At 64.3% G+C, this 22,763-nt stretch carries 26 protein-coding genes; 7 read left to right on the top strand and 19 right to left on the bottom strand.

Annotated features, from left to right (window positions below; translation table 11 throughout):
- Positions 1-61: 61 nt before the first annotated feature.
- The 4 genes from ACPPVQ_RS18615 to ACPPVQ_RS18630 are packed head-to-tail and all read right to left on the bottom strand — an operon-like array spanning position 62 to position 4,475.
- Positions 62-1,144 carry a hypothetical protein gene (locus ACPPVQ_RS18615; protein WP_426516685.1) on the bottom strand — a complete coding sequence of 361 codons (1,083 nt, stop codon included), beginning with the start codon at positions 1,142-1,144 and terminating at the stop codon, positions 62-64.
- Positions 1,122-2,450, bottom strand: coding sequence for an MATE family efflux transporter (locus tag ACPPVQ_RS18620; RefSeq protein WP_426516687.1), 1,329 nt, complete (start codon positions 2,448-2,450; stop codon positions 1,122-1,124). The genes ACPPVQ_RS18615 and ACPPVQ_RS18620 overlap by 23 nt, the downstream gene beginning before the upstream one ends.
- Positions 2,443-3,420: a hypothetical protein gene (locus ACPPVQ_RS18625; protein ID WP_426516689.1), complete on the bottom strand. Its 978-nt coding sequence runs from the start codon at positions 3,418-3,420 to the stop codon at positions 2,443-2,445. Before ACPPVQ_RS18625 ends, ACPPVQ_RS18620 begins: the two co-directional genes overlap by 8 nt.
- Positions 3,417-4,475, bottom strand: a complete 1,059-nt coding sequence (locus ACPPVQ_RS18630; RefSeq protein ID WP_426516691.1) for a hypothetical protein — start codon at positions 4,473-4,475, stop codon at positions 3,417-3,419. The genes ACPPVQ_RS18625 and ACPPVQ_RS18630 overlap by 4 nt, the downstream gene beginning before the upstream one ends.
- Before the next feature lie 353 nt (positions 4,476-4,828).
- On the opposite strand from ACPPVQ_RS18630, the gene idi reads away from it, so the two are divergent.
- A complete protein-coding gene (gene idi, locus ACPPVQ_RS18635; protein ID WP_426516693.1) occupies positions 4,829-5,374 on the top strand; it encodes an isopentenyl-diphosphate Delta-isomerase in 546 nt (181 codons plus the stop codon).
- Between the two features lie 86 nt (positions 5,375-5,460).
- Here idi and ACPPVQ_RS18640 read toward each other — a convergent pair whose 3' ends face one another.
- Positions 5,461-5,955 carry a hypothetical protein gene (locus tag ACPPVQ_RS18640; RefSeq protein WP_426516695.1) on the bottom strand — a complete coding sequence of 165 codons (495 nt, stop codon included), beginning with the start codon at positions 5,953-5,955 and terminating at the stop codon, positions 5,461-5,463.
- 51 nt (positions 5,956-6,006) lie between these two features.
- Positions 6,007-6,612: a dCTP deaminase gene (gene dcd / locus ACPPVQ_RS18645; RefSeq protein WP_426516697.1), complete on the bottom strand. Its 606-nt coding sequence runs from the start codon at positions 6,610-6,612 to the stop codon at positions 6,007-6,009.
- Positions 6,613-6,712: 100 nt separating this feature from the next.
- Here dcd and ACPPVQ_RS18650 point away from each other — a divergent pair, with 100 nt between their 5' ends.
- Positions 6,713-7,576: an SPFH domain-containing protein gene (locus ACPPVQ_RS18650; RefSeq protein ID WP_426516699.1), complete on the top strand. Its 864-nt coding sequence runs from the start codon at positions 6,713-6,715 to the stop codon at positions 7,574-7,576.
- 82 nt (positions 7,577-7,658) lie between these two features.
- Here the strand turns inward: ACPPVQ_RS18650 and ppk2 are convergent, their stop codons facing one another.
- On the bottom strand, positions 7,659-8,567 hold the full coding sequence (ppk2, locus tag ACPPVQ_RS18655) for a polyphosphate kinase 2 (RefSeq protein WP_426516701.1): 909 nt from the start codon (positions 8,565-8,567) through the stop codon (positions 7,659-7,661).
- A gap of 126 nt (positions 8,568-8,693) precedes the next feature.
- Positions 8,694-9,380, bottom strand: a complete 687-nt coding sequence (locus tag ACPPVQ_RS18660) for an alpha/beta fold hydrolase (RefSeq protein ID WP_426516703.1) — start codon at positions 9,378-9,380, stop codon at positions 8,694-8,696.
- A gap of 145 nt (positions 9,381-9,525) precedes the next feature.
- Here ACPPVQ_RS18660 and ACPPVQ_RS18665 point away from each other — a divergent pair, with 145 nt between their 5' ends.
- A complete protein-coding gene (locus ACPPVQ_RS18665; RefSeq protein ID WP_426516705.1) occupies positions 9,526-12,267 on the top strand; it encodes a helix-turn-helix transcriptional regulator in 2,742 nt (913 codons plus the stop codon).
- On the opposite strand, the gene ACPPVQ_RS18670 is transcribed toward ACPPVQ_RS18665, so the two are convergent.
- Positions 12,252-12,578, bottom strand: a complete 327-nt coding sequence (locus tag ACPPVQ_RS18670; protein ID WP_426516707.1) for a hypothetical protein — start codon at positions 12,576-12,578, stop codon at positions 12,252-12,254. The genes ACPPVQ_RS18665 and ACPPVQ_RS18670 overlap by 16 nt on opposite strands.
- A gap of 126 nt (positions 12,579-12,704) precedes the next feature.
- Positions 12,705-13,133, bottom strand: coding sequence for an Hsp20/alpha crystallin family protein (locus ACPPVQ_RS18675; protein ID WP_426516709.1), 429 nt, complete (start codon positions 13,131-13,133; stop codon positions 12,705-12,707).
- Positions 13,134-13,617: 484 nt separating this feature from the next.
- On the opposite strand from ACPPVQ_RS18675, the gene ACPPVQ_RS18680 reads away from it, so the two are divergent.
- Both ACPPVQ_RS18680 and ACPPVQ_RS18685 read left to right on the top strand, forming a co-directional pair.
- Positions 13,618-13,950: a MerR family transcriptional regulator gene (locus ACPPVQ_RS18680; protein ID WP_426516711.1), complete on the top strand. Its 333-nt coding sequence runs from the start codon at positions 13,618-13,620 to the stop codon at positions 13,948-13,950.
- A gap of 54 nt (positions 13,951-14,004) precedes the next feature.
- A complete protein-coding gene (locus ACPPVQ_RS18685; protein WP_426516712.1) occupies positions 14,005-14,310 on the top strand; it encodes an ATP-dependent DNA ligase in 306 nt (101 codons plus the stop codon).
- Positions 14,311-14,341: 31 nt separating this feature from the next.
- Here ACPPVQ_RS18685 and ACPPVQ_RS18690 read toward each other — a convergent pair whose 3' ends face one another.
- From ACPPVQ_RS18690 to ACPPVQ_RS18705, 4 genes are all read right to left on the bottom strand, one after another.
- Complete coding sequence (locus ACPPVQ_RS18690) at positions 14,342-15,106, bottom strand: ADP-dependent NAD(P)H-hydrate dehydratase (RefSeq protein ID WP_426516714.1); 765 nt, start codon at positions 15,104-15,106, stop codon at positions 14,342-14,344.
- A 91-nt stretch (positions 15,107-15,197) separates the two neighbouring features.
- Entirely contained in the window at positions 15,198-15,917 is a 720-nt protein-coding gene (locus ACPPVQ_RS18695) for a histidine phosphatase family protein (RefSeq protein ID WP_426516716.1), read from the bottom strand.
- Complete coding sequence (locus ACPPVQ_RS18700; RefSeq protein WP_426516718.1) at positions 15,917-16,567, bottom strand: HAD family hydrolase; 651 nt, start codon at positions 16,565-16,567, stop codon at positions 15,917-15,919. The genes ACPPVQ_RS18695 and ACPPVQ_RS18700 overlap by 1 nt, the downstream gene beginning before the upstream one ends.
- 49 nt (positions 16,568-16,616) lie before the next feature.
- Positions 16,617-16,766 carry a hypothetical protein gene (locus tag ACPPVQ_RS18705; RefSeq protein ID WP_426516720.1) on the bottom strand — a complete coding sequence of 50 codons (150 nt, stop codon included), beginning with the start codon at positions 16,764-16,766 and terminating at the stop codon, positions 16,617-16,619.
- Positions 16,767-16,888: 122 nt separating this feature from the next.
- Here ACPPVQ_RS18705 and ACPPVQ_RS18710 point away from each other — a divergent pair, with 122 nt between their 5' ends.
- Positions 16,889-17,119 carry a hypothetical protein gene (locus ACPPVQ_RS18710; RefSeq protein ID WP_426516722.1) on the top strand — a complete coding sequence of 77 codons (231 nt, stop codon included), beginning with the start codon at positions 16,889-16,891 and terminating at the stop codon, positions 17,117-17,119.
- Between the two features lie 7 nt (positions 17,120-17,126).
- On the opposite strand, the gene ACPPVQ_RS18715 is transcribed toward ACPPVQ_RS18710, so the two are convergent.
- Positions 17,127-17,468 (bottom strand): hypothetical protein, encoded by a 342-nt coding sequence (locus tag ACPPVQ_RS18715; protein ID WP_426516723.1) that lies wholly within the window; start codon positions 17,466-17,468, stop codon positions 17,127-17,129.
- A 121-nt stretch (positions 17,469-17,589) separates the two neighbouring features.
- Positions 17,590-17,763 carry a hypothetical protein gene (locus tag ACPPVQ_RS18720; RefSeq protein WP_426516725.1) on the bottom strand — a complete coding sequence of 58 codons (174 nt, stop codon included), beginning with the start codon at positions 17,761-17,763 and terminating at the stop codon, positions 17,590-17,592.
- Between ACPPVQ_RS18720 and ACPPVQ_RS18725 the strand changes: the two genes are divergently transcribed.
- Positions 17,762-19,411 carry an MDR family MFS transporter gene (locus tag ACPPVQ_RS18725; RefSeq protein ID WP_426516727.1) on the top strand — a complete coding sequence of 550 codons (1,650 nt, stop codon included), beginning with the start codon at positions 17,762-17,764 and terminating at the stop codon, positions 19,409-19,411. The two genes, ACPPVQ_RS18720 and ACPPVQ_RS18725, sit on opposite strands and share 2 nt — an antisense overlap.
- 208 nt (positions 19,412-19,619) lie before the next feature.
- Here the strand turns inward: ACPPVQ_RS18725 and ACPPVQ_RS18730 are convergent, their stop codons facing one another.
- Genes ACPPVQ_RS18730 through ACPPVQ_RS18740 form a run of 3 tightly spaced genes read right to left on the bottom strand, consistent with a single transcriptional unit; the run spans position 19,620 to position 22,318 of the window.
- On the bottom strand, positions 19,620-20,153 hold the full coding sequence (locus tag ACPPVQ_RS18730) for a DUF2127 domain-containing protein (protein ID WP_426516729.1): 534 nt from the start codon (positions 20,151-20,153) through the stop codon (positions 19,620-19,622).
- A gap of 24 nt (positions 20,154-20,177) precedes the next feature.
- Positions 20,178-21,566: an ABC transporter permease gene (locus ACPPVQ_RS18735; RefSeq protein WP_426516731.1), complete on the bottom strand. Its 1,389-nt coding sequence runs from the start codon at positions 21,564-21,566 to the stop codon at positions 20,178-20,180.
- The gene (locus tag ACPPVQ_RS18740; RefSeq protein WP_426516733.1) at positions 21,563-22,318 is read right to left on the bottom strand and encodes an ABC transporter ATP-binding protein; all 756 of its coding nucleotides are present in this window, start codon (positions 22,316-22,318) and stop codon (positions 21,563-21,565) included. Before ACPPVQ_RS18740 ends, ACPPVQ_RS18735 begins: the two co-directional genes overlap by 4 nt.
- Positions 22,319-22,763 lie beyond the last annotated feature (445 nt).

The following is a 22,763-nucleotide window of genomic DNA, read 5'->3' on the forward strand; positions in this document are numbered from 1 at the left end:
CCGCGCTGCAACCTGTGCGCGCGTCCCGAACCTGTGCACGGCCGCACCCGCAAACAAACACCTAGTGCGCAGAGCGCTTCGGGGTCGACCGCCAAGGGTTGGCGACCCCGAATCGCGCCTCCTCACCATAAACGTCGAGCGCCCGCCGAACTCGCACGACTCCTCGGGCATGGGAGCCTGTTGCGCGTCTGAGCACAGAGGTGGTCGCCGAGGTGAAGAAGCCCGGCCACACTGTTTCGATCGTGTGCCGGACACGCGCCCAACTGGGTTCATTGAGTGTGTGATGCGCGAGTGGAAGAAGTCGCTTCACTTTGTAGAGCAGATAAAGGGCGTGTTCGTCTTCACCTAGTCCGGACAAACGCCTCTCGGCGACAATTCCCCAGCCTTCCAATAGCTCCCTGTCGAGCCACACTCGCTCGGGGTTGGCTGGCACGAGGTCTCGAAAGTCGTTCGAGTGCCCGGCGACTTCGTGTGCGACGGCAAGGAGAAGACGAGACGCAGCAAATGGGTCACGTGCGCTCAAGTCCTGGTATTCAGCTGAAACGAGCATTACGGTTCCACATGCGCGGGGAAGTGGAACGAACATGGCCTGGTCGACGTGCCGGCTCAGCGAGCGCGGCACGTCCATGGTTGAGACCGGATCGGAAACTCCAAGCGCTGTGGATACTTTCGAGACCGTGTGCGAAAGCTTCCCGATACCGAGCGCCCACTTTCTGGTCAAACGAACTCCCAATGCATTGACATCGCGCACTGTGATCTCCGCTGCTTCTGCGATGGAAGCCACCAGGTCGTCTGTTTCACGCTTCATCAGTGTCACCTTCTCAGCGCCGGGACTTCGACGAGTGGGCCGCAGGTCAGCGTCAACGTGCCATAGACCCGAGGCGACTGCACCTCCAGCGGCGAGCCGTCCAAGGATCGTTGAGCCCGAGCCGTGACTCTGCTTGTCCAACCACGCCGTGAGCGAGCGACGCATTTCTGACGCGAAACGATAACCGTTGGTTCGGTCGATCTCGACATATGCGACAAGACTTCGAGTGATGAACTCGCGTTCGGCGGGTGTTGAGGCGTCCAGGTCCGAGTTGAGCCACTCGGCGCGCAGCCACCACTCGCCGAACGTCAGCTCATCGACGAGCGGGCTGCGCATCGGACCGGGTACTCGCGAGCGTTGTCCTCACCTGCCGATGACTTATGAGCGCTCGGCAAAGCCAGTACGCGGCGAGGCCGGCGAATGCTCCGGGGGCCCGAAAGATCAAGCTACCTATGAGGGCGACTGGCACCTGCACAAGCCACACGGCGATCGCGTTGCTGACAAAATCAGAGCCGGTTCGCTTTGCGACGCGCAGAATCGTCACGTTGGCGTAGGCCCAGGCTGCTAGGGGAGTAAAAGCTGCCACGGAGAGAATCAGCGCGCCTGCCACATGCTGCACTTCGGGGTCCGGGCTGGTGACCATGGCGATCGGCCAGGCGAGAATCGCGACAACCACGCCGAGTCCTAGGCCGACCCGAACAAAGATGCGTCTGATATCCCCCTGCCCATCGACGAGCATGCGTAAAGGGACACTTTCTCGCCCGACCACGTATAGGCCCGCCGACGAAAGCGAAGAGACCAACATGAAGACAAGCACGTGTACATTCGTCGCGACTCGAGCACCGGCCAGGCCCGCAGTTCCTCCGAGCGCCATGATCAGTATGAAAACGATGTTTCCGCCGTAGTCGAGCGCGGCGGATCCGACAGCTGGCATGGTCAACCGTCCCCAGCCGTCCAATACTTGGTCGGCGAACTGCTTGGGAACGACCGTATCCGCACGTGAGGTCTCCCGCTTCACTTGCAACCAGAGCCACGGGAGTACTGCAATCGCGCCGATTGAACTGGCGATTCCGTCACCCAGAGCACCGAGCCGTGGGAACGGTGCAACCCCGTAAACGAGGACGAAGTCGAACAGGAGATTGCCCAGCGAGCTCACCAGGAAGACGGTCAGGGGTGTCTTCAGCCGACCCCAACCGACAAGGGTGACAACCAGCGCAGTAGAGAAGGTCTCTGCGACTACGCTCGGCGACCGGCCAACAAGGTACGCACCCGCTGCTTCAAGGCTCGCGGTCGCGGTCACGGATCCATACAGGTACAACGCTATCGATCCGGTGACAAGCAAGATAAAGGCGCCGGCTACCCACGGGGCGAGGCCACGCTCCACTCGCCGGAGTCCGTCAACGTTTCGAGCATCCTTGTCCTTTCCGACGATTCTCGGGGCGAGGATCCGGTAGGCCAACAGGCCACCGAGCAAAACATTGATCGGCAACTCGTACAAGGTGGCACCGAGAGCGACGCCAGCAAGAGCATCCGTCGAGAAGTGGCCGATGATCAGGGTGTCGGTGAGCCCGACGGCGACGCCTCCGAGGGAACTCAGCGCCATCGGTGCCGCAAAGCGAACGAGTTGGTTAGCCTCAAGCATCCGTTCGAGCTCCGGGGCCGCCGAACGACAAAACGTACACGACCTCGTGTTCCATTCCGCCCCCAACCTCGAGAAAATCGTTTGCAACGGCGTCGTCAATGGCCGGTGTCATGTGAGGAATAATCGCGCGCGCGGCAAGGGACCAAAGAAGTTCGTTGACGACTTTCGCCGTGTCGATCCACAGTCCACGAAGGGCTCTGGCATGGCGATACCTCCATTGGTGCCGCTTGACGTCGGACACATACAGAACCGAAACAGCGGCCGATGCTGTTGCAGGCTGACCCACGATGACGGTGCGCATAGTGGAGCGGAAGTCACCCTCTCTGAGAAGCCCAAGAGCGTGTGCCTGCATGTCGTATCGGTACAACCCGGGAGCGATTCCACTCACGTCGTAAACGACCAGATAGATGTCCAGCGAAGGACCGAAGTTCGTCATGGCGTTTCGCGGGTCGGCAGCAATCCCTGGTACGCGGAAAGCTGCGACCTTCCGTGTCGCTTCCCAGAGAACACCGCCGAGATCGTTCGATGCCAGCTCTGTTCTCTTCGGGACGAGGGTGGTCCGTCGTCGGCGAAGTATCTCGGCCTGGGTCGCCACCGGCGAAATCGGCCGATCGAGAACTCTCCACGACAGGCGGGTAGGGATTTCTTCAACAGGGATCGGATCCGCACGACTGTATTGGTCGAGAACGCGCAACTGGACGGCTCGGTACTCCGGCGTCGAGTCATCACAATGCCGATCAAGAGTTGCGAGATAGAACGGAAGCGCATCACCCCAACCGTTTTCATCCCAAGCCGCGTACGAGCCAAGGTCGTGGCCGCCGGCGGGGATCAAGTCTGCGATGCGTCCTGAGAGGACGGACCGTGCGAGCGATATCGGGTCGGCACGAAAGGATCGATTCGCGGCGAGGCTGCGTACTTCGACCTGCGGTTCACTGCCGTGGCTCCAGGCACGAAAACGGAGTCTGTTCATGAGTTCAACCTCGATCTGCCGATGCGTTTTTCTAGTGATGCGGATTCAACGGCCAAGCCAACTGACACGAGATATGAGGGGCTCTCGATCGCTAAATCTTTGCTCTGGATGAGCTCGGCGAGATATGAATCCACGAATCCGTGATGCCCGTGTGCGACGAGGCCATGGGAATCGCCCAACGACTCAACGAGTCCTCCCAAGTGCCCAGCGTCGTAGTACAGGGTTCGCAGGGTTCTTGGTTCCCGGTACCGGTACATATTGCGCTCGAAGTGAGTTGTGATGACAAAGATTGCTCGTGGGGGCGCGGGAAGGCGGAACGCTCCCGGAAGCCGGTCGTTAAGCTCGCGATCGTCGGAGGGCAATTCACCAACAAAGCCCAGGGACTGTTCGCCTGTCGCGACGTGATACGCACCGCGTGACAAGCCGGGAACCGATAGCGCCAAAAGGTATAGCTCGGATGGGTGGCGCGATCCGCCTGATGGACTCGTTCGATGGATGTAGTCCGCGCCCGGCGTCCGCGACCTTTTCATCTCAATCGGCAATGCCGCAACGGAGGCGATGTCGAGGAGCCGGCCGAGCAGAGGGAGATCTTCCGACGACGAGAGTCGGTCCAACGATTCCTGGATGGGCGGGAGGGGTCGCGCGTCGATCCCCTTCTGCGCAAGAGCGCGTACGACGTCCGGCGAAGCGACGGCATATTCTCGCATCCGCTCCTTGTCCACCTCCTGGCCACGCTTGGAGTAGTCCTCGAATGGATAGCTCCACGTAGAGAGCAGGTAGTCGTATGCTTCGGCCCAACCATAGGCTGCCCACTCGGAGAGTGGATCCCGCTGAGACCCCTCTGACTCAGTGAGCACACCGAGGGATATCAGAGCCGAGATTCTCGACGAGACGGCATCGTGATCGGCGTGGCCCCGGAGGGCAGATTCGATCGCCGTGCGCTCCGAAGGCTCCATGAAGGCGATCGCCACTGCCGCAGTGGGCGCGTCGACGGCCCAGGATTGTCGCTTTTCAAGATTTCGAATTCGCCAGCCAGTGCGCTCGTCGTAGTACACGCGTATGGATTTCGAGGTGGATAGCACAGGTTAGACCAAATTCTCGAGGCGGGGCCCGGAGAGAAAATCCATCCGGGCCCCATGAATTACTTAGCAGACGATGTTGCCCTGCTGAATGAGAGCAGGGGCCGGCTCAGTAATTTCTTCGAGAACGAGCTCGGCGCTGTTGTTTTCAGTCATGTCACCTCCTGTCGCCAGTCAGAATGACGATCTGATATCACACGTCATCTCACATGAGACTGTATCGAATCGGGTGTCTGTACCTCAAGTCTGTCTGCCCTATCTCTGCAAAGAGAATGACCGGACCGCCACCCCACCGCACCGCACCTCTCAGCATCCGCAAGAATGGGCAGATGGCCGACACGATCGAAGAGGTAGTCCTGGTCGACGACGACGGCACCGCGATCGGCGTTGCCGACAAGGCCACGGTGCACGGCACTGACACTCCCCTCCACCTGGCCTTTTCGTGCCATGTGTTCGACGGTGAAGGCCGCATCCTCGTTACGCGCCGCGCCCTCGGTAAGCGCACCTGGCCAGGGGTGTGGACGAATTCGTTCTGTGGACATCCGGCACCCGGCGAAGGGATGGACGACGCGATCGCGCGCCGTGCCGCCGACGAGCTCGGCATCACGCTGGACAACCTCACGGTCGCTCTTCCGGACTTCCGGTACCGAGCTGTGGATGCCGCAGGGGTTGTGGAGAACGAGATCTGTCCCGTCTTCACGGCGACCACCACCGACGCCCTCGCACCGTCGCCCGACGAGGTCATGGAATGGCAGTGGGTGGAGGCGCGCACGCTGATTTCGGCCGTAGAAGCCACTCCGTGGGCGTTCAGCCCGTGGTTGACGCTCCAATTGCCACAACTTTATTCGGGCGAGCCGGAGCCCGACCAGCTCTGAAAGGCATCCATCCACCTGTGGACAACGTCGGTGGATAAGAATGCCGACATATGCCGTGCCCCGCATATGGGGGACACCGGCCGGAGCTACGCGCGCACGGCATCCATGTGCTGCTCCAGCCACCAGGTGGCGCCCTCGTCGTTCGACACCCAGCCGTCCCAGGCGAACGAGTCAGCCGTGGTAGCACTGAAGTTCCAGCGGATGGGCCGGCCATCCGTCTGTGTTCCATCCTGGCGGATCCCGTCGCGATGACCCGAGGCAACCAGGGTGCAGTAGTCGCCCGACGCCGTGCCGAACCAGTTCACGCGCCACACGCCGAGTTGCGGATCGTAGACGCGCACCGTGGTGCCGAGGGCGGTACGTGTATCCGGATCATGCGCATCGGGCCGCACCAAAACATCCTGGACGGCGCGGCCGTCGAGCACATAGGCGAACGTCCAGACGAGAGACGCCTCGGACCATTCGCCGGTCGACTCGTCGAGCAGGCGATTCGTCACGTTCCAGGTGCCGACCAGCTGGCCGAACAAGCGCATCCGATCCGGATGCGCGGACTGCGGACCCGCGGCGAGGAGCGCGTTCACGAAACTTACGTCACTGGCTGCGGTCACTCGTCTGCCCTCCCAGGCGGCGGATCAGTTTCCCGGTCGACCTGCCTCAGTCGATCCGACATCGGTGCGGTGGAAATTCAGGAACGAGCGCGACGCCGTCGGGCCGCGCTGGCCCTGGTACCGCGAGCTGTACTCGCTCGACCCATACGGCCTCTCGGCCGCGGACGACAGGCGGAAGAAACACATCTGCCCGATCTTCATGCCCGGCCACAGCTTGATCGGAAGCGTCGCGACATTGCTCAGCTCCAGCGTGACGTGGCCCGAGAAACCGGGGTCGATGAAGCCGGCCGTGGAGTGCGTGAGAAGTCCGAGGCGACCGAGTGAGCTCTTGCCTTCGAGGCGGGCTGCGACGTCATCCGGAAGCGAGACGAGCTCGAACGTCGAACCGAGCACGAACTCGCCGGGATGCAGGATGAACGGCTGCTCCGGGTCGACCTCGACCAGGTGCGTCAGGTCCGGCTGGTCTTCGGCCGGATCGATGAACGGGTATTTGTGGTTGTCGAACAGGCGGAAGAACCGGTCGAGCCGCACGTCGATGCTCGACGGCTGGATCATCCCCTCTTCATACGGCTCGAGGGAGATGCGCCCGGCACCGAGCTCGGCCTTGATGTCGCGATCTGAGAGAAGCACGTTCGTAGCCTACTGGGCGCACATAGCGACGCTGTGAGGATGCCCGGGAACGGCATAACAGGTGCTGGTCGGGGTGAGAATATTCGTGGAGATGAGTCGCATGGTTGTGTTCTATATCGCCCTCACGATCGTCGTCGTCGCGGCGATCATCCTGCTGGCCAACTCGGTTCGTGTCGTGAAGCAGTACGAGCGCGGTGTGGTGCTGCGGTTCGGAAAGCTCATGGGGGTGCGGGAGCCCGGGCTGTGCTTCATCATCCCGTTCGTCGATGTGATGCACAAAGTGTCCCTGCGCATCGTGACCCTGCCCATCCAGTCGCAGGGCATCATCACGCGCGACAACGTGAGCGTCGGCGTCTCCGCCGTCGCGTACTACCGCGTCGTCGACCCCGTGAAATCGGTGATCGGAATTGAAAACGTGTTCGCCGCGATCGAGCAGATCGCCCAGACAACGCTGCGTAAAGTCGTCGGTCAGCACAGCCTGGACGAGACGCTCGCCGAGACGGATGCCCTCAACCTGAACATCCGCCAGATCCTCGACCTGCTCACCCTCGACTGGGGTGTCGAGGTGACGCTCGTCGAACTCAAGGACATCCTGCTGCCGGAGTCGATGAAGCGGGCGATGGCGAAACAGGCCGAGGCCGAACGCGAGAAGAGGGGCAAGATCATCGCGGCCGAAGGCGAGTCGCTGGCCGCGGCGGCACTGGGGGATGCGTCGGACACCATGATGGAGCATCCGCTCGCCCTGCAGCTCCGCAACCTGCAAACGCTCGTCGAGATCGGCGTCGACAAGAACACGCTCGTCGTGTTCCCCGCACCGCTCATGTCGACGATCGGCGAGCTCACGAACTTCCTGGCCCGCGAGAACTCGGCCACTGAGCTGCACGGGGGTGGCGGCAAGGACGACGCCACCCCTGCTGCACCGGGGAGACCCGAAGCGGCGCCGCCGCTGACGGACGCAGCCTGAGGGGGCGGGTCCGCCGGGTCGGAGATCGGGCACCGATCCGGCGGTTTTTCGTGTGGGTCAGCGGCTGGCGTGATGGCGGTGCCTATTCGTCGGCGTCGAGCTGCTTTCCGCGCATCACGATCAGCGGGTCGGGGCGCTTCACGACCGCCGGGTCCTTGCCCTCGTAGTCGAACTGGCCCAGGAAATAGCGCATCGCGTTGACCCGGGCACGCTTCTTGTCGTTCGAGCGCACGATCGTCCACGGGGCGTGCCGTTTATCAGTGCGGCGGAACATCTCTTCCTTTGCCACGGTGTAGTCGTCCCACCTGTCGAGGGAGGCGATGTCCATCGGCGAGAGCTTCCATCGGCGCACCGGGTCCAGCTGCCGCATGGCGAATCGAGTGCGCTGCTCAGTTCGCGACACCGAGAACCAGAACTTGGTGAGGTGGATGCCCGAGTCGACAAGCATCTTCTCGAACGCGGGCGCCTGGACCATGAAGGTCTCATACTCCTCATCGGTGCAGAATCCCATCACGCGCTCGACGTTCGCCCGGTTGTACCAGGACCGGTCGAACATGACGATCTCGCCCGCCGTGGGGAGGTGCTGAATGTAGCGCTGGAAGTACCATTCGCCTCGCTCGCGGCTGTCCGGCTTCGACAGCGCGACGACGCGGGAGGTGCGGGGATTGAGGTGCTCGGTGAACCGCTTGATCGTCCCGCCCTTACCGGCCGCGTCACGACCCTCGAAGACGATGACCGCGCGGCGGTCGTTGTCCTCCAGCCAGTACTGGAACTTCAGCAACTCCACCTGCAGTTTGTATTTCTCGAGCTCGTACTGTTCCCGGGTCATCCGCTCCGAGTACGGGTACCCCTCCTGCCAGGTGTAGACCGGGTTGCCTTCCGGGTCGATCAGGTCCGGGTCGGCGGTATGTCCGCCCTGGACGGTGTACCCCGTCGCGCGCAGATGCTCGATGTACTCGCGCAGGTCCGTTGCGGGCATGTCATCGGCCATTGTTCCTCCTCGTCGCCGTCGGCTCTCTGTTCGCCGAGGTAGCGATACCGGGAGTGTACGCGGGCGCAGCAACGCGTACAGGTGGGGTCGACCTTCCCTCGAGTCCGACCCCCACCTGTCGTCCTGTCAGGCGCCGACGGTCGCCGCGGCCGTACGGATGATGTCGGCCACGACACGGGGCTGTGAAACGTAGATGGCGTGGCTGCCCGGCGTCTCGCTGACCGTGGATCCCATGCGCTCAGCCATCGTGGTCTGCGCTGCCGGTGCGATCATCCGATCCTCTGTGACGTGGAGATACCAGCTGGGCTTCGCGCGCCAGGCGGCCTTGGTGACCACACCGCCGAGTGCTTCGAGACCCCAGGGGACCTGGGAGTCCGCCATGAACGCGGCCTCAGGGGCGGAGACGTCCCCGGCGAAGGAGTCCGCGAATTTGGCGCGGTCGAGAAAGAGGTAGCCGTTGACGGGGGGCAGGATGGGCGGCTGGGGTCCGTCTGCGGGGAACGTGGCGAGGAGCGTGTTGACCGATTCGCCTTGATCGGGTGCGAAAGCCGTGATGTAGACCAGGGCAGCGACCTTGTCGTGGTTGCCGGCCTCGGTGATGACAGCGCCGCCGTACGAATGGCCGACGAGCACGACAGGCCCATCGACGGCGTCGAGGATGTCGCGCGTGGTGGCGGCGTCGTCGGCGAGTGATTTGGTGGCGTTCTGTACCGCGCGCACGGTGTACCCGTCCGCTTTCAGTTCGTCGTGCACGCCGCGCCAGCCGGTGCCGTCTACGAATCCGCCGTGGACGAGGACGATGGTGGGTTTCATGGTGATTCCTTCCGAGTCGAATGGTTAGAAGCGAATCTAGGGATGCTCGGCATGCCTTCGAATCTGTCAGACGACTTAGTTCACGGCGCGTGGGCGGGAAAATGTGCCTGCGCGCGCGGCCAACGGCGCCACTAGAGTCGGGTACGTGCCGGAATGGGGTTCGACCACAACGCTCGTGGGTCGTGAACAGGAACTGGCCGCCCTGCGCGAATTCGTGGTCGATTCGGCAGCGGATGGCGGGTGCATCCTTGTCGTCGGCGACGCGGGTATCGGTAAAAGCGTGCTCCTCGAGTCGGCAGGCGCTTACGCCGCGACGGTCGGTGTTCGGGTACTGCGCGCGGCGGGAGTCGAGTTCGAGGCCGAGGTGAGTTTCGCCGGACTGCACCAGTTGCTCGCCCCGCTCGCAGCCGAGTTGTCCGCGCTGCCTGACACACAGCGGCACGCCGTCGGCGTCAGCCTGGGACTCGAGGACGGATCGCCCTCCGACCAGCTCACGCTGGTGAACGCCGTGATCGCATTGTTGGTCCACGCCGGCGGAGAGGGTGCTGTGCTGTTGCTGGTCGACGACCTGCAGTGGCTCGATTACGCGAGTGCGAACGTTCTGGCCCTCGTCGCACGCCGGCTGGCAGGTGCCCGCGTCGGGTTCGTTGGCGTCGTCCGAACAGGCGAGGGGAGCATTTTCGAAACGGCGGGATTGCCCGAGATCGAAGTTCGGCCCCTTCACGCGGATGCTGCGACCGCGCTGCTCACCCACGCGTACCCGGAGCTCGTCCCCCGCGACGTCTCCCAGGTGCTCGCCGATGCCCAGGGCAACCCGCTGGCGCTGATCGAACTTCCGACCCAGGTCGGCGCCGGCGCCGGCGACGCGGGACTCCCTCGCACTCCCGTCGGACGCCGCCTCCAGCTTCACTTCGAGCGACGAATCGACCCACTCCCACCTCACACGCGCGAGCAACTGCTGCTGACGGCACTCGACGGTTCCAGTGGGCTCTTTCCTCCGGTCTCGGTCACGGATCTCGAGCCGGCCGAGAAGGCTCGGCTCATCCGCGTCCATCCGGTCTCACATGAGGTGCAGTTCCGGCATCCGCTCACCCGCGCTGCTGTCGTCGAGCTCTCGACCGACGCTGAGCGACGCTGGGCCCACGGTCGGCTCGCCGAACGCCACGCCGATGATTCGCGGCGTCGTGCGTGGCACCTCGCAGAGGCGGCGACCGGGCCGGACGAGTCGATCGCCCAGCTTCTCGAAGACGCCGCCTTCACCACCAAAGACCGGGGCGACCCGGTGGGAGCGATCGGCCTTCTGATCAGGGCGGCCGAACTCAGCCCGGGTACAGCGGACAACGTCCGTCGGGCCATGGTCGCCACCTACCTCGGTGCCGATATCACGGGCGACCTGACCGACCCTCAGCTGGTCGCCGCTGGCACGATCCCCGGCGAGAGCCGATCGGTCGCCGCCGCTGTCGCGGCAGCAGCGTACATGGTCAACGGTGGCGGCGATGTCGACACGATCCACCGGTTGCTCCTCGGAGCACTTCGCAGTGTCGCCGCTCCGGTCGACGCGTGGGATCGACTGCTGATCGAAATCGTGTACGTGCTGGAGTCGAACTGCTCCTTCGGTGCGCGCGTCGACCTGGTGGCCGACTACCACGCCGCGGTCGAGCGGCTCGGGATTCCCCTTCCCGAAATCCTTCAACTGCTCGGCGACACGTTTCTGGAGCCGGTGGCCTTTGCTCTACCGGCCCTCGCCCACCTCGACGAGGCGATCGCTCTGATCGATGACGGGACGGACCACGCGCATACGGTGCGATTGGGGATCGCCGCCATGTACGTCGACCGGATCCCGGGATGCCGCACTGCTCTCGTGCGTGTCGTCGAGCACGGGCGCGCCGGCGGCGCCATCGCTTCGGCGATCAAGGCCTTCGCGCTGCTCGGCTTCGATGGGCTTCACAACGGGGACTGGGACGAGACACTCCGGCTGGCCGAGGAGGGGATCGCCCTCACCGCCCGCTACAACTACCGGTTGCTCGGCGGATTCCTGCAGTACGACCAGGCCATGATCGCCGCCGCACGCGGGGACCGCGACCTCGTGAACAGTCTCGCAGGCGACCTGATCGGCTGGGCTGCCCCCAACCGCATCGAATTCGTGGTCCAGCTGGCAGCTCATGCGAAGTCGCTGGCTGCGCTCGGCAACGGCGAGTACGAGACGGCATACCGGCACGCGCTGCAGATCTGCTCACCGGGCACTGTTGCCTCATACAAGCCGGCCGCCCTCTGGGTGCTGCTCGACCTGGTCGAGTCGGCTGTGCGATCCGGGCGACTCGACGAAGCGAGAGCGCACGTGGTCGACATCGAAGCAGCGAACGTGGCGGCGATCTCGCCGCGGCTGGCGCTGATCACGGCCGGCGCCATCGCACTGATCAGCCCCGACACCGCGTTCCGGGAGGCCTATGAGAGTGCGCTTGCGGCGCCCGACGTAGGCCGCTGGCCGTTCGCGCAGGCCCGGATCCGGCTCGCCTACGGCGAACGACTGCGACGCGCGAAAGCCACAACCGAGGCTCGCGCTGTGCTGATCGAGGCGCTCGACGCATTCGAACGCCTCGGCGCCGTCCCCTGGGCAACCCGCACGCGGGCGGAGCTTCGCGCCAGTGGCCTCGCGCCGAATCGCACCGACCCTGGAGCGATCACGGACCTCACGCCACAGCAACGCGAAATCGCCGAACTCGCCGCCGCCGGTCTCAGCAACAAACAGATCGGGGAGCGCCTTTTCCTCTCGCCGCGCACGGTCGGAGCGCATTTGTACCAACTGTTTCCCAAACTCGGCATCACTTCGAGGGCCGCACTGCGTGATGCCCTCAAGCAACAGCCCGGTCGTCAGAGCATGTCGTAGTCGTTCTCATCGCTTTCCTGCTCGACCGGCTGAGCCTGCGAGATACCCAACGCACGAGTCTTCCTGTCCAACTCGGCGACGAACGAAGGGTCCTCGAGATCGGAGTGAGAAGGCTCGTCCTCGGCAAGGAGCTGGCTGGCGGGTCCGACGAGGATCATCACTTCTTCGCGCTTCCCGTCCTCAGTAATCGACGGGACCGCGATCTCCTCTGCTGACCCCACCTTCGCCAGCGCAGCCGCATACCGGAGAACCGACTCGGCAATTCGTTCGCCGGTGAGGAGGGACGCGCCCGCGTAGTAGATCCGCTTCATACTCCTTCCTAACACCGCGTCGCTTACACCGTCTAGCGGTTGACAGATCGGAACAGGCGGCTCGCTTAACGGGCCCCGGCTATAGAACCGGGGCCCGTCGGGCGAGAGGAGTACGTGCGCACCGGGTCAGGCGACGACGGCCTTCCGGCCCCGCTCACCGGCGGATTCGACGGCGATCTTGCGCGGCTTGGCGCGTTCGGCGATCGGGATGATCACGCTGAGCACTCCGTTGTCGTAGCTGGCACTGATCCCTTCGGGGTTCACGTCGTCGCCGATCGAGAACTGGCGCATGTAGGAACCGAAGGGCCGCTCCTGAGCCAGCCAACGCACCCCTTCCTGGTTCGCGGTCGACCGTTGAGCGCGGATGGTCAGCAGGTGACCGTCGACATCCACATCGACCGAACCGGGGTCGATGCCGGGAAGGTCGGCGTTCAGGACATACTGGGCGCCTTCGCGGAACAGGTCCACCGGCATGATCCGTGGCTGCCGGCTGGTATCGAAAACGCTCTGGGCGATCCTGTCCAGCTGGCTGAAAGGATCAAATGACATCGACATGGTGAGATTCTCCTTTCGTTTCGGGCGACCTTCCGGCGCCCACCTCATGTACTGCGTCGGCACTATGTACTGCGTCGGCACCGCCGGAGTGCGGGGGCGAACGGATGGCCGGACGCGCACGGCGGGTCCCGGTCCGGCCCAGGGGGAGGGGCAGAGCCCTGTGACACCGGCACCGCCGAGTCCCGGCCGGCCCCGGATGCCTGACGACGCGGGGCGGTGCATCCAGCCAGTCTGCGATGATTTCTTCGAACTCGCGGTCGACCCAGTCCGGGTCGGAGCAGACGATGTCGGCGAACATTTCGTCCGCCCGATCAACGTCTTCGGCTGCCGCCATATCGCATCACCTCCCGGCTACGGCATCCGCCGGACCGGCAGGTCATGCCGCCCCAAGCGAGCTCGCGCTGCACATAACGTGGATCAGTTGATGCATATTTTCTACATCGACTCCTTGACATCATGCAAGAGCTCTAAGCAAACTTTAAGCATGGAAAAGACGCCGGACGACCGCCCTCTTTACAGCATGGCGGTGGCCGCCGAGTTGCTCGGTCTGCCCCCCGCGACGCTGCGCCTCTACGAGCGCAAAGGGCTCCTGCGGCCCGCGCGGACGGAGGGAGGAACCCGGCGATACAGCGCGGACGACATCGAGCGGATGCGTCGCGTCGCCGACCTCCAGGACGACGGCGTCAACCTCGCCGGAATCGGCAAAGTCCTCGACCTCGAGGTCGAGAACGCGTCGCTGCGCCGCGCGATGGTCGACTCCACCACAGATGACTCCACCACAGATGAAAAGGCCGACCGTGACGAAGCCTCAGGATGACGGACCCCGCCGACCGGGGTCATCAGAGAAGGATCAGAGAAGGGAGCACCACCCATGGGCACGCTGACCTACGGAACCGGCCGTGAAATCACCCTCGACGACCGCACCCTGTCCCACCTTCAAATCGCGATCGGGTTGAAACTCCGGCGCCAGGAAGGATTCTTCTTCAGCTGGAACGAAACAGACACGGACACCGAGCGACATTGCGCCATCTGGATCGACCCCGGCATCCCCCTCGTGTTCCGCTACGACGGCATCCCGAGCACACCGGTCAACAGGAACTGGCTGGAACAACTCACCCAGAGCTCCAACAGCGCCCGCGGACTGCAGCTCCTCCCCGAGGAGGCAGCGATCGCCTGACCACCCCTGGCCCGCTCCGCGTCGTCGCTGCCTAGAGAGGCGCCTCGACACGGGCGAGTTCGCGCGGGAGCCTGTCGACGATCTCACCGGCGAGAAAGCCGAGAGTCGCGATCTCGCGCGAGAGCGACTCACCGGCAGCCATGTGCAGGTAGGTGCCCCATGCTGTCGCCTGGAGCGGTTCGCATCCTCGGGCCGCGAGGCCGGCGATCGCGCCGGCCAGGGCATCCCCACTCCCCGACGTGCCGAGGCCGGGACCTCCTGTGCGAACGCGGAGCAGCCGCCCGCCGGGTTCCGCCACCCATCCCTGACAGGTCACGACCGCCCGATAGCGGTCGGCGATCGCCATCACGGCATCGTCGAGATCACCGAGCCGGTCGCCGAGAAGGACCTCGGCCTCGTCAGGGTTGGGCGTCAGTATGAGCCCGGGGACACCGAAACTTCGCAGCTTGGCGAGGGCGCCGAGCGCGTAAGCGTCGAGCACCACGGTCGTCGCGCCGCCGACCAGCGGACGGAGGGACCGCAGCATCCGCACCGTCTCCGGGATGTCGTCGAGGCCCGGACCTACGAGGACCGCGTTCGCCGCCCCCAGATCGTCCGCCACCGCGCCGATCGAGCCGCCACTAATCGCCCCCGACGACGTCTCGCCGAGCGCGACCACGCCGGATTCGGGAAAGGCGACGGATGCGGCCGAAGCGGCCGAGGCACCCAGCGCGAGCGTGAGTCGGCCCGCGCCGACACGAAGGGATGCCCGACCGGCGAGCAGCGCAGCACCGGGCGACCGCGCAGCTCCCCCCACAACGACCACCTCTCCTCGCGATCGCTTGGAGTCGCCCGGCTCGGGTAGAGGCCACCCACGCAGAAACCCCGCGTCGATGTCGGTGACCGGCCTATTCGGTGACACGCGCAGCTCCCGGGTGCGCCGTCGCGGGCAGTCCCGCCTGGGCCAGATGCGTATCGTCGGAGAACGTCTCGACGCGCCACCCTGCAATGTCACGAACAAGGGTCGTCACCGATGCGTTGCCGACGACCCTGGTCAGCAGGAACTCGTCGAGCTGCTGCTCCGTCCAACCGAGCAGCACGTACAGGAACAGGCTCACCACGGCGTCATGCGTGAAGAGCACCAACGACCGGTCGGGCGTGCTTTCCACGTCACGCATGAACGATCGCAGTCGCAGTGCCACATCCGTCCACGCTTCGCCGCCCGGCGGACGATAGTAGAACTTCCCGAGCCACCGGCGTCGCGCGGCCTCATCCGGCAGCCGCGCTTCGACGCCGCGGGCGGTCAGCGCGTCGATGATGCCGAGCTCGCGATCGCGCAACCGCTCGTCGATGCCGAAAGGGATGTCGCCCAACGCGAGCTGCGCGGTGCGGATCGCACGCAGGTACGGCGAAGCCCAGACCAGCGGAGGGCCTGCAGCCGCGCCGAAATCAGCCTCCAATCGTGGCGCGAGGGAGACCGCCTGCCGCTCGCCCAGCGGGGACAGTGGAACGTCTGCATCCCGCGAACTGACGGCGATCGTCTCCTCGCCTGTGAGTTCGGCCGTCGTGGCGGCGACGTTGGCCGTGCTCTCGCCGTGACGGATAAGAAGGAGCTTTTCCACGGTCATCACAACACTTCGTCGATCTGCCCCAGCAGGGCCGCCGGGTCGTTGAAGACCTCGCTCGCGCCGCACGCGGCCAGCTCAGCCGCTCCCGTTCCACCGCACAACACTCCGATCGAGCGCACGCGTGCTCGGGCGGCCGCCTCGATGTCCCAGGTCGAATCGCCGATCATGACGGCTTCAGCGGGCCTCGTCCCCGCGCGATCCAGGGCGACCTTCAGGATACCCGGATCGGGTTTGGCCTCGTCGACATCGGTGGCGGACGTGGTGGCGTACACGGCATCGCCGCAATCCAGAGCGCGCAGCAGAATCTCGAGCTCGTCGTCCGGAGCTGACGTGGCCAGCACGACCCGCACCCCGCGATCGCTCAGCACCCGCAGCAGATCGGCCGCGTGGTCGAATGCTCGCAATCGCGGCGCGAGCTGCCGGTAGTAGGTCGAATGGAGTTCTTTGGCGCGGCCGGTCCAGTCGTCGTCGCGTTCACCCACGAGAGCGTGAAGCAGTCGCGACGAATCCTGGCCGATCGCGCGGTGGATGCGCCACGCATCCACCTGCTCGCCCAGGTCGGCGAACGCCTGCTGCCAGGCGTCGACGTGCAGGAAGTTGGAGTCGACGAGCGTGCCGTCGACATCGAAGAGGACCGTGGAAACGCTCATCCCCCACATCTACGCGCCTGGCTCCCAGACGCAACCCCTCGGTACGGCGTCACTTGGCCTGCGGGATGATCGCGATCACTGTGCCAGACGGCAGTTTGCCTTCGAGCGCGGCAGCAGCAGCATCCTCGGTTGCTCCATGAACCCGAACCACGATGGTCTCACCGCCGCTGGTTGAAACAATTGCCTCGAATTTCGCCATCCGCACCGCCACATTTCGCCATCCGTGCCGCCATGGCGCAGACGGTAGGCCGCGATTTCCGTCCAAGTCAATCCCTCGTGCACGCGAGAATTTCGGCATAGCGTCGCATCGTGGCAAGACAAATGACCATCTCTGACGCAGAGCAGGACGGCTCCGCCCAGGCGGACGACTCGACGACGGTGATCTGGAGGCATCGCAAACGCGATCTCTGGGTTGCTTCACGCTCCGAACAACTCGTGGGCACGGTCGAATTCGTCGCGGAGCATTTTGTCTCGTGCGACGCCTTCGGAAAACGTCGCCTGTCCCATCCCGACCTGCGCTCAGCGCAGCGAGCCGTTGAGTGCGGCTGGTAGTTGAGACTTACGGTCGCGAGGCACCCGTGAACACGTAGGCTTCCTCGGCCAGCGATTCCCAGAGCCCCGGTTCGGCGGCGGTCACGACCAGCCATTGTCGCATCGGGCTTTTCTTGCCGGCGGTGAATGGCCCACCCGTCCCGTCTTCGATCAGGGCCCGGACGCGTTCTGCGGGGAGCTTGACCACGAAACGGCTTCCACTCGAGACCATGCAGAAGACGGAACCGTTCACCCGCAGCGCGTCCGACCCGAATCGCCGCGGGACGTCCGCCGCAGGGGGCGTCACCCCCGGCCGACCGACGAACGAGGTGACGATGTCATCGAAGCGTTCGTGCACGTTTGCGTTCACAGGCACAGGCTAAGTCACAACCGGCCGGTCACGGTGGGTGATCCCGCTGCACCTCGGCGGCCTTCACTCCGGAGGCGGCCAACACCCAGGCGCGAGGCCGTCGCCGCGTAGGGCGCTGCGCCTACGCCGCCGCGGCGTGATTGGTTGCCAGAAGATCCTCGTCGCACGAGATCATCGAGCTGCGCTGGACGTCCTGACCTGTCGGGTTGAACCGCGCAAGGATCGCGGAGGAGTTCTTGTAGGTCGCACGGCACAGTGCCACGATGAGCATGTCGACGACGGAGGCAACAGGCATGGATACTTCGAGCGGCCCCCAGACCAACGGTGCGGTATCAAACAAGTCCAACATCGTTCTCGTATTCGCCGGACTGATGCTGACGATGCTGCTGGCGTCGCTCGATCAGACCATCTTCAGCACGGCATTGCCGACGATCGTCGGTGACCTGCATGCTGCTGACCAGATGGGCTGGGTCATCACGATCTACCTGCTCACCTCGACGATCGTGCTGCCGGTGTACGGCAAACTCGGCGACCTCATCGGACGCAAAGCCATCTTCATCACCGCCATCTCGATCTTCGTGGTCGGCTCGATCATCGGCGGTTTCGCGCCTGACATGACCTGGCTCATCATCGGCCGCGGCGTGCAGGGCCTCGGCGGTGGCGGCCTGATGATCCTCTCGCAAGCGATCATCGCCGACGTGGTTCCGGCCCGCGAACGCGGTCGCTACATGGGCATCATGGGCGCCGTGTTCGCGGTGTCGTCGGTCGCTGGGCCACTTTTGGGCGGGTGGTTCACCGATGCTGTCAGCTGGCGATGGTGTCTCTGGATCAACATCCCACTCGGCATCCTCGCGATCATCGCTGCGGTGGCCTTCCTTCATCTGCCGAAGCGTCCTGTCGCCAGCGTCAAGCTCGACGTCTACGGGATCGGCCTCCTCGCCCTGGCGTCCACCGGGCTCATCCTGGTCAGCACCTGGGGTGGCACCACCTACGACTGGGACTCGCCCCTCATCATCCTGCTGATCGCCGGCACCGTGATCGCCGCAGTCGTGTTCGTGCTCGTCGAGCGGCGGACCGCCGAGCCGATCATGCCCCTGCTCCTGTTCCGTCGCCGCAACTTCAACCTGAGCACGGGCGCTGGCCTGCTGATCGGCGTGGCGATGTTCGGCACGATCGCCTACACACCGACCTACCTGCAGATGGTGACCGGCGCCAACGCCACCCAGGCCGGGCTGCTGATGGTCCCGATGATGGCCGCTCTGCTGGTCTCATCGGTCGCCTCCGGACAGATCGTCAGCCGGACCGGCCGCTACAAGTGGGCACCGATTTCGGGCACACTGACGACAGCAGTCGGACTGTTCCTGCTGTCGACGATGTCCCCGACAACGCCGGTCTGGGTCACCTGCGTGTACCTGGCAGTCATGGGTCTCGGACTCGGGTTGTGCATGCAGAACCTCATCCTCGTGGTGCAGAACACCTTCCCGAACGCGATGGTGGGCACCGCGACGGCGACCAACAACTACTTCCGTCAGATCGGTTCGTCTCTCGGCGCGGCCATCGTCGGCACGGTTTTCACCTCACGTCTTGCCGACCTCTTGACGCAACGGCTGCCGGCCGGCGGTTCGGAGGCCGCGGGCTCGAGCAACGAGTTCACTCCCGACTCGGTCAAGCATCTACCCGCCGCCATCCGGGACATCATCGTCGGCTCATACTCCGACGCTCTCACCCCGATCTTCCTGGCACTCGTTCCGCTGATGCTGGCCGCAACCATCCTCGTAATCTTCATCCGCGAGGTCCCGCTCAGCACGACCATCGACCGTGCCGACATTATCGCCGACAGCCTCGAGATCGATGGCTCCAACGCCGTGGCGCTGACGACCGCGGAGCTCGCGATCATCAGTCAGGAGCAGCTGCGTGCGGCAAGCGGGCGCAGCGGCGCCTGAGTAAGCGGTCTGGCGACTGACCAAGCCGTCTGATCGCAGTCAGTTCGGGTCCGGCGCCTTGACGAGCCCTTCCGTTCCGATGGGTCGGGGCGTGATGCCGGCGCGAAGAAGACGGCGTTCACGGTCCCACCGGGTGTACTCGGCGAGGGTGTAGTGCCTTGCGCGTAGTGATGACGCCATGCACGACGAACTGCGCGCCGACGGCGACTCACACTTCGGTTGCCGCCACGGATCGTGCGTCCCGCTGCAGCTCCCGGTACTCGCGGTAGACGAGCACGATGATGACGACGTCGAGAAGTGCGAACAGTCCCAGGCTGACCGTTGGGGTGAGGACGAACAGGTAGAGCTGGTAGACGAGAAAAAGTGTCAGCACAATGAGCGCGGGTGGGTAGGCGCGGCGGATCCGGCGAAGGAGGCAGTAGACGAGTCCCAGTTTGATGACGCCGTGAAGGATCAGGAAAAGGATGAGGACGGTCAGGCCGCTACTCAGGAGGGAATCATCCAGGTTCTCAAGGTAGGTGCCCAGAAAGCGGGCCAGCGTGGAGTCTCCCTGTGACGCGCGATCGGCTACCGCTTCGACGGCCGAATGGAGCAAACTCGGCGCAAACAGCAGAATCAGGCCCGCTATGAGTTCAATGGCACCGTCGATGCCCTTGATCGCCACACCGACGAAGTAGAACCGGTCGAGGAGGGTGATCTTTCGGGGAACGGTGCCGTTTGCGACAGTTGATCGTTCAGTCAACGCGGATGCCATCCTGAATGGTGGCTATTCGATGGCGAGCGCGCTGACCGGCGAGATCTTCAGTGCGCGTCGTGTTGGAGCAATGGATGCGATCAGGGTCAACGCGACCGCAACGGCGGCGGCAATCACGATGAGCGCCCACGGGATGGTCGGGGACACCACGCCGTGCTGGAGGTCACCGAGAAGTGACTGGGCTCCCACCCACCCGTAAAAGGTGCCGAGGATGAGGCCAAGAAGAACCGCGGTGATCGTGATCTGTCCGGCCTCGGCGACGATCGTTTGGCGGACCTGCACTCGGCTGAAACCGAGCGCGCGAAGAAGACCGAGCTCTCGTTGACGCTGGATGCCACTGAGCGAAAGGTTGTTGACCACACCGATCGCGGCGATCAGCGCCGAGAAGCCGACCAGCACACTGAACACAGCCGCGATGACATTGAGCACGGTGCCCGCTCCGGCATAGAGGTCGGGATTGGCAGCCTGGGCGTTCACGATCATGGTCTGGAACGACTGCGAAGCGACGATGAACATGGTCACGAGGGTGACACCGATCACCAGCCCGATGGCGGTCCGGGCACTGCGCTCGGGGTACCGAACGGCGTTCGCGGCGGCGAGCTTCGCCGGCGCGGTGGTCCCCATCAGTCTTCCCGTCAACCTCAGGGCCCGCGGGATGATCATCTCCGCGCCGAGCACGATTCCGCTGAAGGATGCGATCCCACCGAGCATGCTGATCAGAACGCCGAACGGACTATGCAAGCCGACGACGATGCCGAATGCGATCAGCAGCAGGCCAACGATCACGAGAACCAGCGCGCTCCTGTGCTTCCCCCGGTGCACGGCGACTTCTGTCGTGTTGCGCTCAACCGACCCACCGAGCGCCTGCATCGGGGTCACCAAGAGCACGCGCCTTGAGCCGACCCACGATGCGGCCCAGGTGGTCAAGACCACGATGAGAGGCGGCGCCAGAAGCACGGGGCTGACGTAGCTGTAGGAGAGGTCGGGCATCGCCTTCAACGCGACCGCCACTCGAATGACCAGGATGCCCACCCCAAGCCCGACAATCACACCGATGATCGCCCCGTAGACCCCGACCAGAAGACCTTCGCGGGACACCGCACGACGCTGCGAGGAGGCGCTCGAGCCGAGGACCCGCATCAGGGCGATCGTGCGTGTGCGTCCTGCGATGATCGTGGCGAACGTGTTCGCGGTGACCACGGACCCGACATACACAGCGATGACGATGAACACGATCGCGACCGCGAACAGGGCGATCTGCGCGGTGCTGTGTTCGCTGATCGGGCTGGTGCGGACGACGGCGCTGAGCGCAGTCGTCGCTACCAGAAGGGTCGTCCCGAACGCGCATGAAAGTGCCGCTACCAGGATGCTCGACCGGTGCTCTGATCTCGCGACACTCATGAGGCCGTCTCCATGCTGAGCATGATGCGGGAGATTTCTTCTGGCGATGACCGGGGCGCATCGTGGACGACGCGGCCGTCCGCCAGGAACACGATGCGGTCCGCGAAGCTCGCGGCGACCGCGTCATGGGTCACCATCGCAATAGATTGTCCGTGCTCCGCGCTCGCGTTCGCCAGGACCGCGAGAACCTCGCGCCCGGTACGGGAATCAAGATTTCCGGTCGGCTCGTCAGCGAAGACCAAATCAGGCCGAGTTGCCAGCGCCCGCGCGATTGCCACACGTTGCTGCTGGCCGCCCGAAAGCTCATGCGGTCGATGACTGAGCCGCGGATCCAGGCCAAGCGTCAGTGTCAGACGATCGATCCACGCGCGTTCCTCAGACGTCGGCTTGCGCCCATCCAACTCGAACGGCAGCAGAATGTTGCCCAACACGTCGAGTGTCGGTACGAGGTTGAACGACTGGAAAATGAACCCTACGCGTCGTCGCCGAAGTATCGTCAACTCGGCATCCCCCAGCTGGGTGATGTCGGTCGCGCCCAACCAAACCGATCCGAACGTTGCACTGTCCAGTCCCGCCATGATGTGCATCAGGGTCGACTTTCCCGACCCGCTCGGCCCCATGATCGCCGTGAACTCGCCGTCCCTGAGGGCCAGGCCGACCGAGTCCAACGCCAACACTCGTCCGGAACCGTCTCCATAGGATTTGGTCAGGTTCTCAACGCGGGCGATCGTGGGCGATCCGGAATCATTCATGCGCTGAGGCTAACTTTCGGAACTGATGCCGAGCCTCATCCGGAGGGATGATTCCGCGGGCTCCCTCCTCAATCTGGGTTTCACCCGTGTGCCAGTTTCTCGCCAAGCGCGGCCGTTCGGGTGGAATCCTCCAGTGAAACAGTCGAAACATGCGCTCACGATCGAGCGGTCACCGCTCGTCACCCCAATCGGTGACCTGAAGAGACTTTCAGATAGGACCGAACTCGCCAGTATGATGCAGCGGCTGCCCCGCGGAAGAAAACGCTTGAGAAATCCCGAATCTCCGCTCGACGCGCGCTTACTGTTAGCTCGCGCCGCGCGCATTGCGCCGTCGCCTATTCCGCCGTCATCCCTGAAGCCAGGATCACGAGGGCAGGCCGACTTCGTCCGGCAAGAGTGGCGTCAACGGCGTGATACCAGAAAATCGCCACACCAAGCGCGTGGT

The organism is Leifsonia sp. McL0618, assembly GCF_049994905.1.
Lineage (GTDB): Bacteria > Actinomycetota > Actinomycetes > Actinomycetales > Microbacteriaceae > Diaminobutyricibacter.

Excerpts from the sequence above, each read along its gene's own strand:
- ACPPVQ_RS18615 (WP_426516685.1), bottom strand. The coding sequence starts at position 1,144 with ATGCGCAGCCCGCTCGTCGATGAGCTGACGTTCGGCGAGTGGTGGCTG.
- ACPPVQ_RS18620 (WP_426516687.1), bottom strand. The coding sequence starts at position 2,450 with ATGCTTGAGGCTAACCAACTCGTTCGCTTTGCGGCACCGATGGCGCTG.
- ACPPVQ_RS18625 (WP_426516689.1), bottom strand. The coding sequence starts at position 3,420 with ATGAACAGACTCCGTTTTCGTGCCTGGAGCCACGGCAGTGAACCGCAG.
- idi (WP_426516693.1), top strand. The coding sequence starts at position 4,829 with ATGGCCGACACGATCGAAGAGGTAGTCCTGGTCGACGACGACGGCACC.
- ACPPVQ_RS18650 (WP_426516699.1), top strand. The coding sequence starts at position 6,713 with ATGGTTGTGTTCTATATCGCCCTCACGATCGTCGTCGTCGCGGCGATC.
- ppk2 (WP_426516701.1), bottom strand. The coding sequence starts at position 8,567 with ATGGCCGATGACATGCCCGCAACGGACCTGCGCGAGTACATCGAGCAT.
- ACPPVQ_RS18660 (WP_426516703.1), bottom strand. The coding sequence starts at position 9,380 with ATGAAACCCACCATCGTCCTCGTCCACGGCGGATTCGTAGACGGCACC.
- ACPPVQ_RS18670 (WP_426516707.1), bottom strand. The coding sequence starts at position 12,578 with ATGAAGCGGATCTACTACGCGGGCGCGTCCCTCCTCACCGGCGAACGA.
- ACPPVQ_RS18675 (WP_426516709.1), bottom strand. The coding sequence starts at position 13,133 with ATGTCGATGTCATTTGATCCTTTCAGCCAGCTGGACAGGATCGCCCAG.
- ACPPVQ_RS18680 (WP_426516711.1), top strand. The coding sequence starts at position 13,618 with ATGGAAAAGACGCCGGACGACCGCCCTCTTTACAGCATGGCGGTGGCC.
- ACPPVQ_RS18685 (WP_426516712.1), top strand. The coding sequence starts at position 14,005 with ATGGGCACGCTGACCTACGGAACCGGCCGTGAAATCACCCTCGACGAC.
- ACPPVQ_RS18695 (WP_426516716.1), bottom strand. The coding sequence starts at position 15,917 with ATGACCGTGGAAAAGCTCCTTCTTATCCGTCACGGCGAGAGCACGGCC.
- ACPPVQ_RS18700 (WP_426516718.1), bottom strand. The coding sequence starts at position 16,567 with ATGAGCGTTTCCACGGTCCTCTTCGATGTCGACGGCACGCTCGTCGAC.
- ACPPVQ_RS18705 (WP_426516720.1), bottom strand. The coding sequence starts at position 16,766 with ATGGCGAAATTCGAGGCAATTGTTTCAACCAGCGGCGGTGAGACCATC.
- ACPPVQ_RS18710 (WP_426516722.1), top strand. The coding sequence starts at position 16,889 with ATGACCATCTCTGACGCAGAGCAGGACGGCTCCGCCCAGGCGGACGAC.
- ACPPVQ_RS18725 (WP_426516727.1), top strand. The coding sequence starts at position 17,762 with ATGGATACTTCGAGCGGCCCCCAGACCAACGGTGCGGTATCAAACAAG.
- ACPPVQ_RS18720 (WP_426516725.1), bottom strand. The coding sequence starts at position 17,763 with ATGCCTGTTGCCTCCGTCGTCGACATGCTCATCGTGGCACTGTGCCGT.
- ACPPVQ_RS18735 (WP_426516731.1), bottom strand. The coding sequence starts at position 21,566 with ATGAGTGTCGCGAGATCAGAGCACCGGTCGAGCATCCTGGTAGCGGCA.
- ACPPVQ_RS18740 (WP_426516733.1), bottom strand. The coding sequence starts at position 22,318 with ATGAATGATTCCGGATCGCCCACGATCGCCCGCGTTGAGAACCTGACC.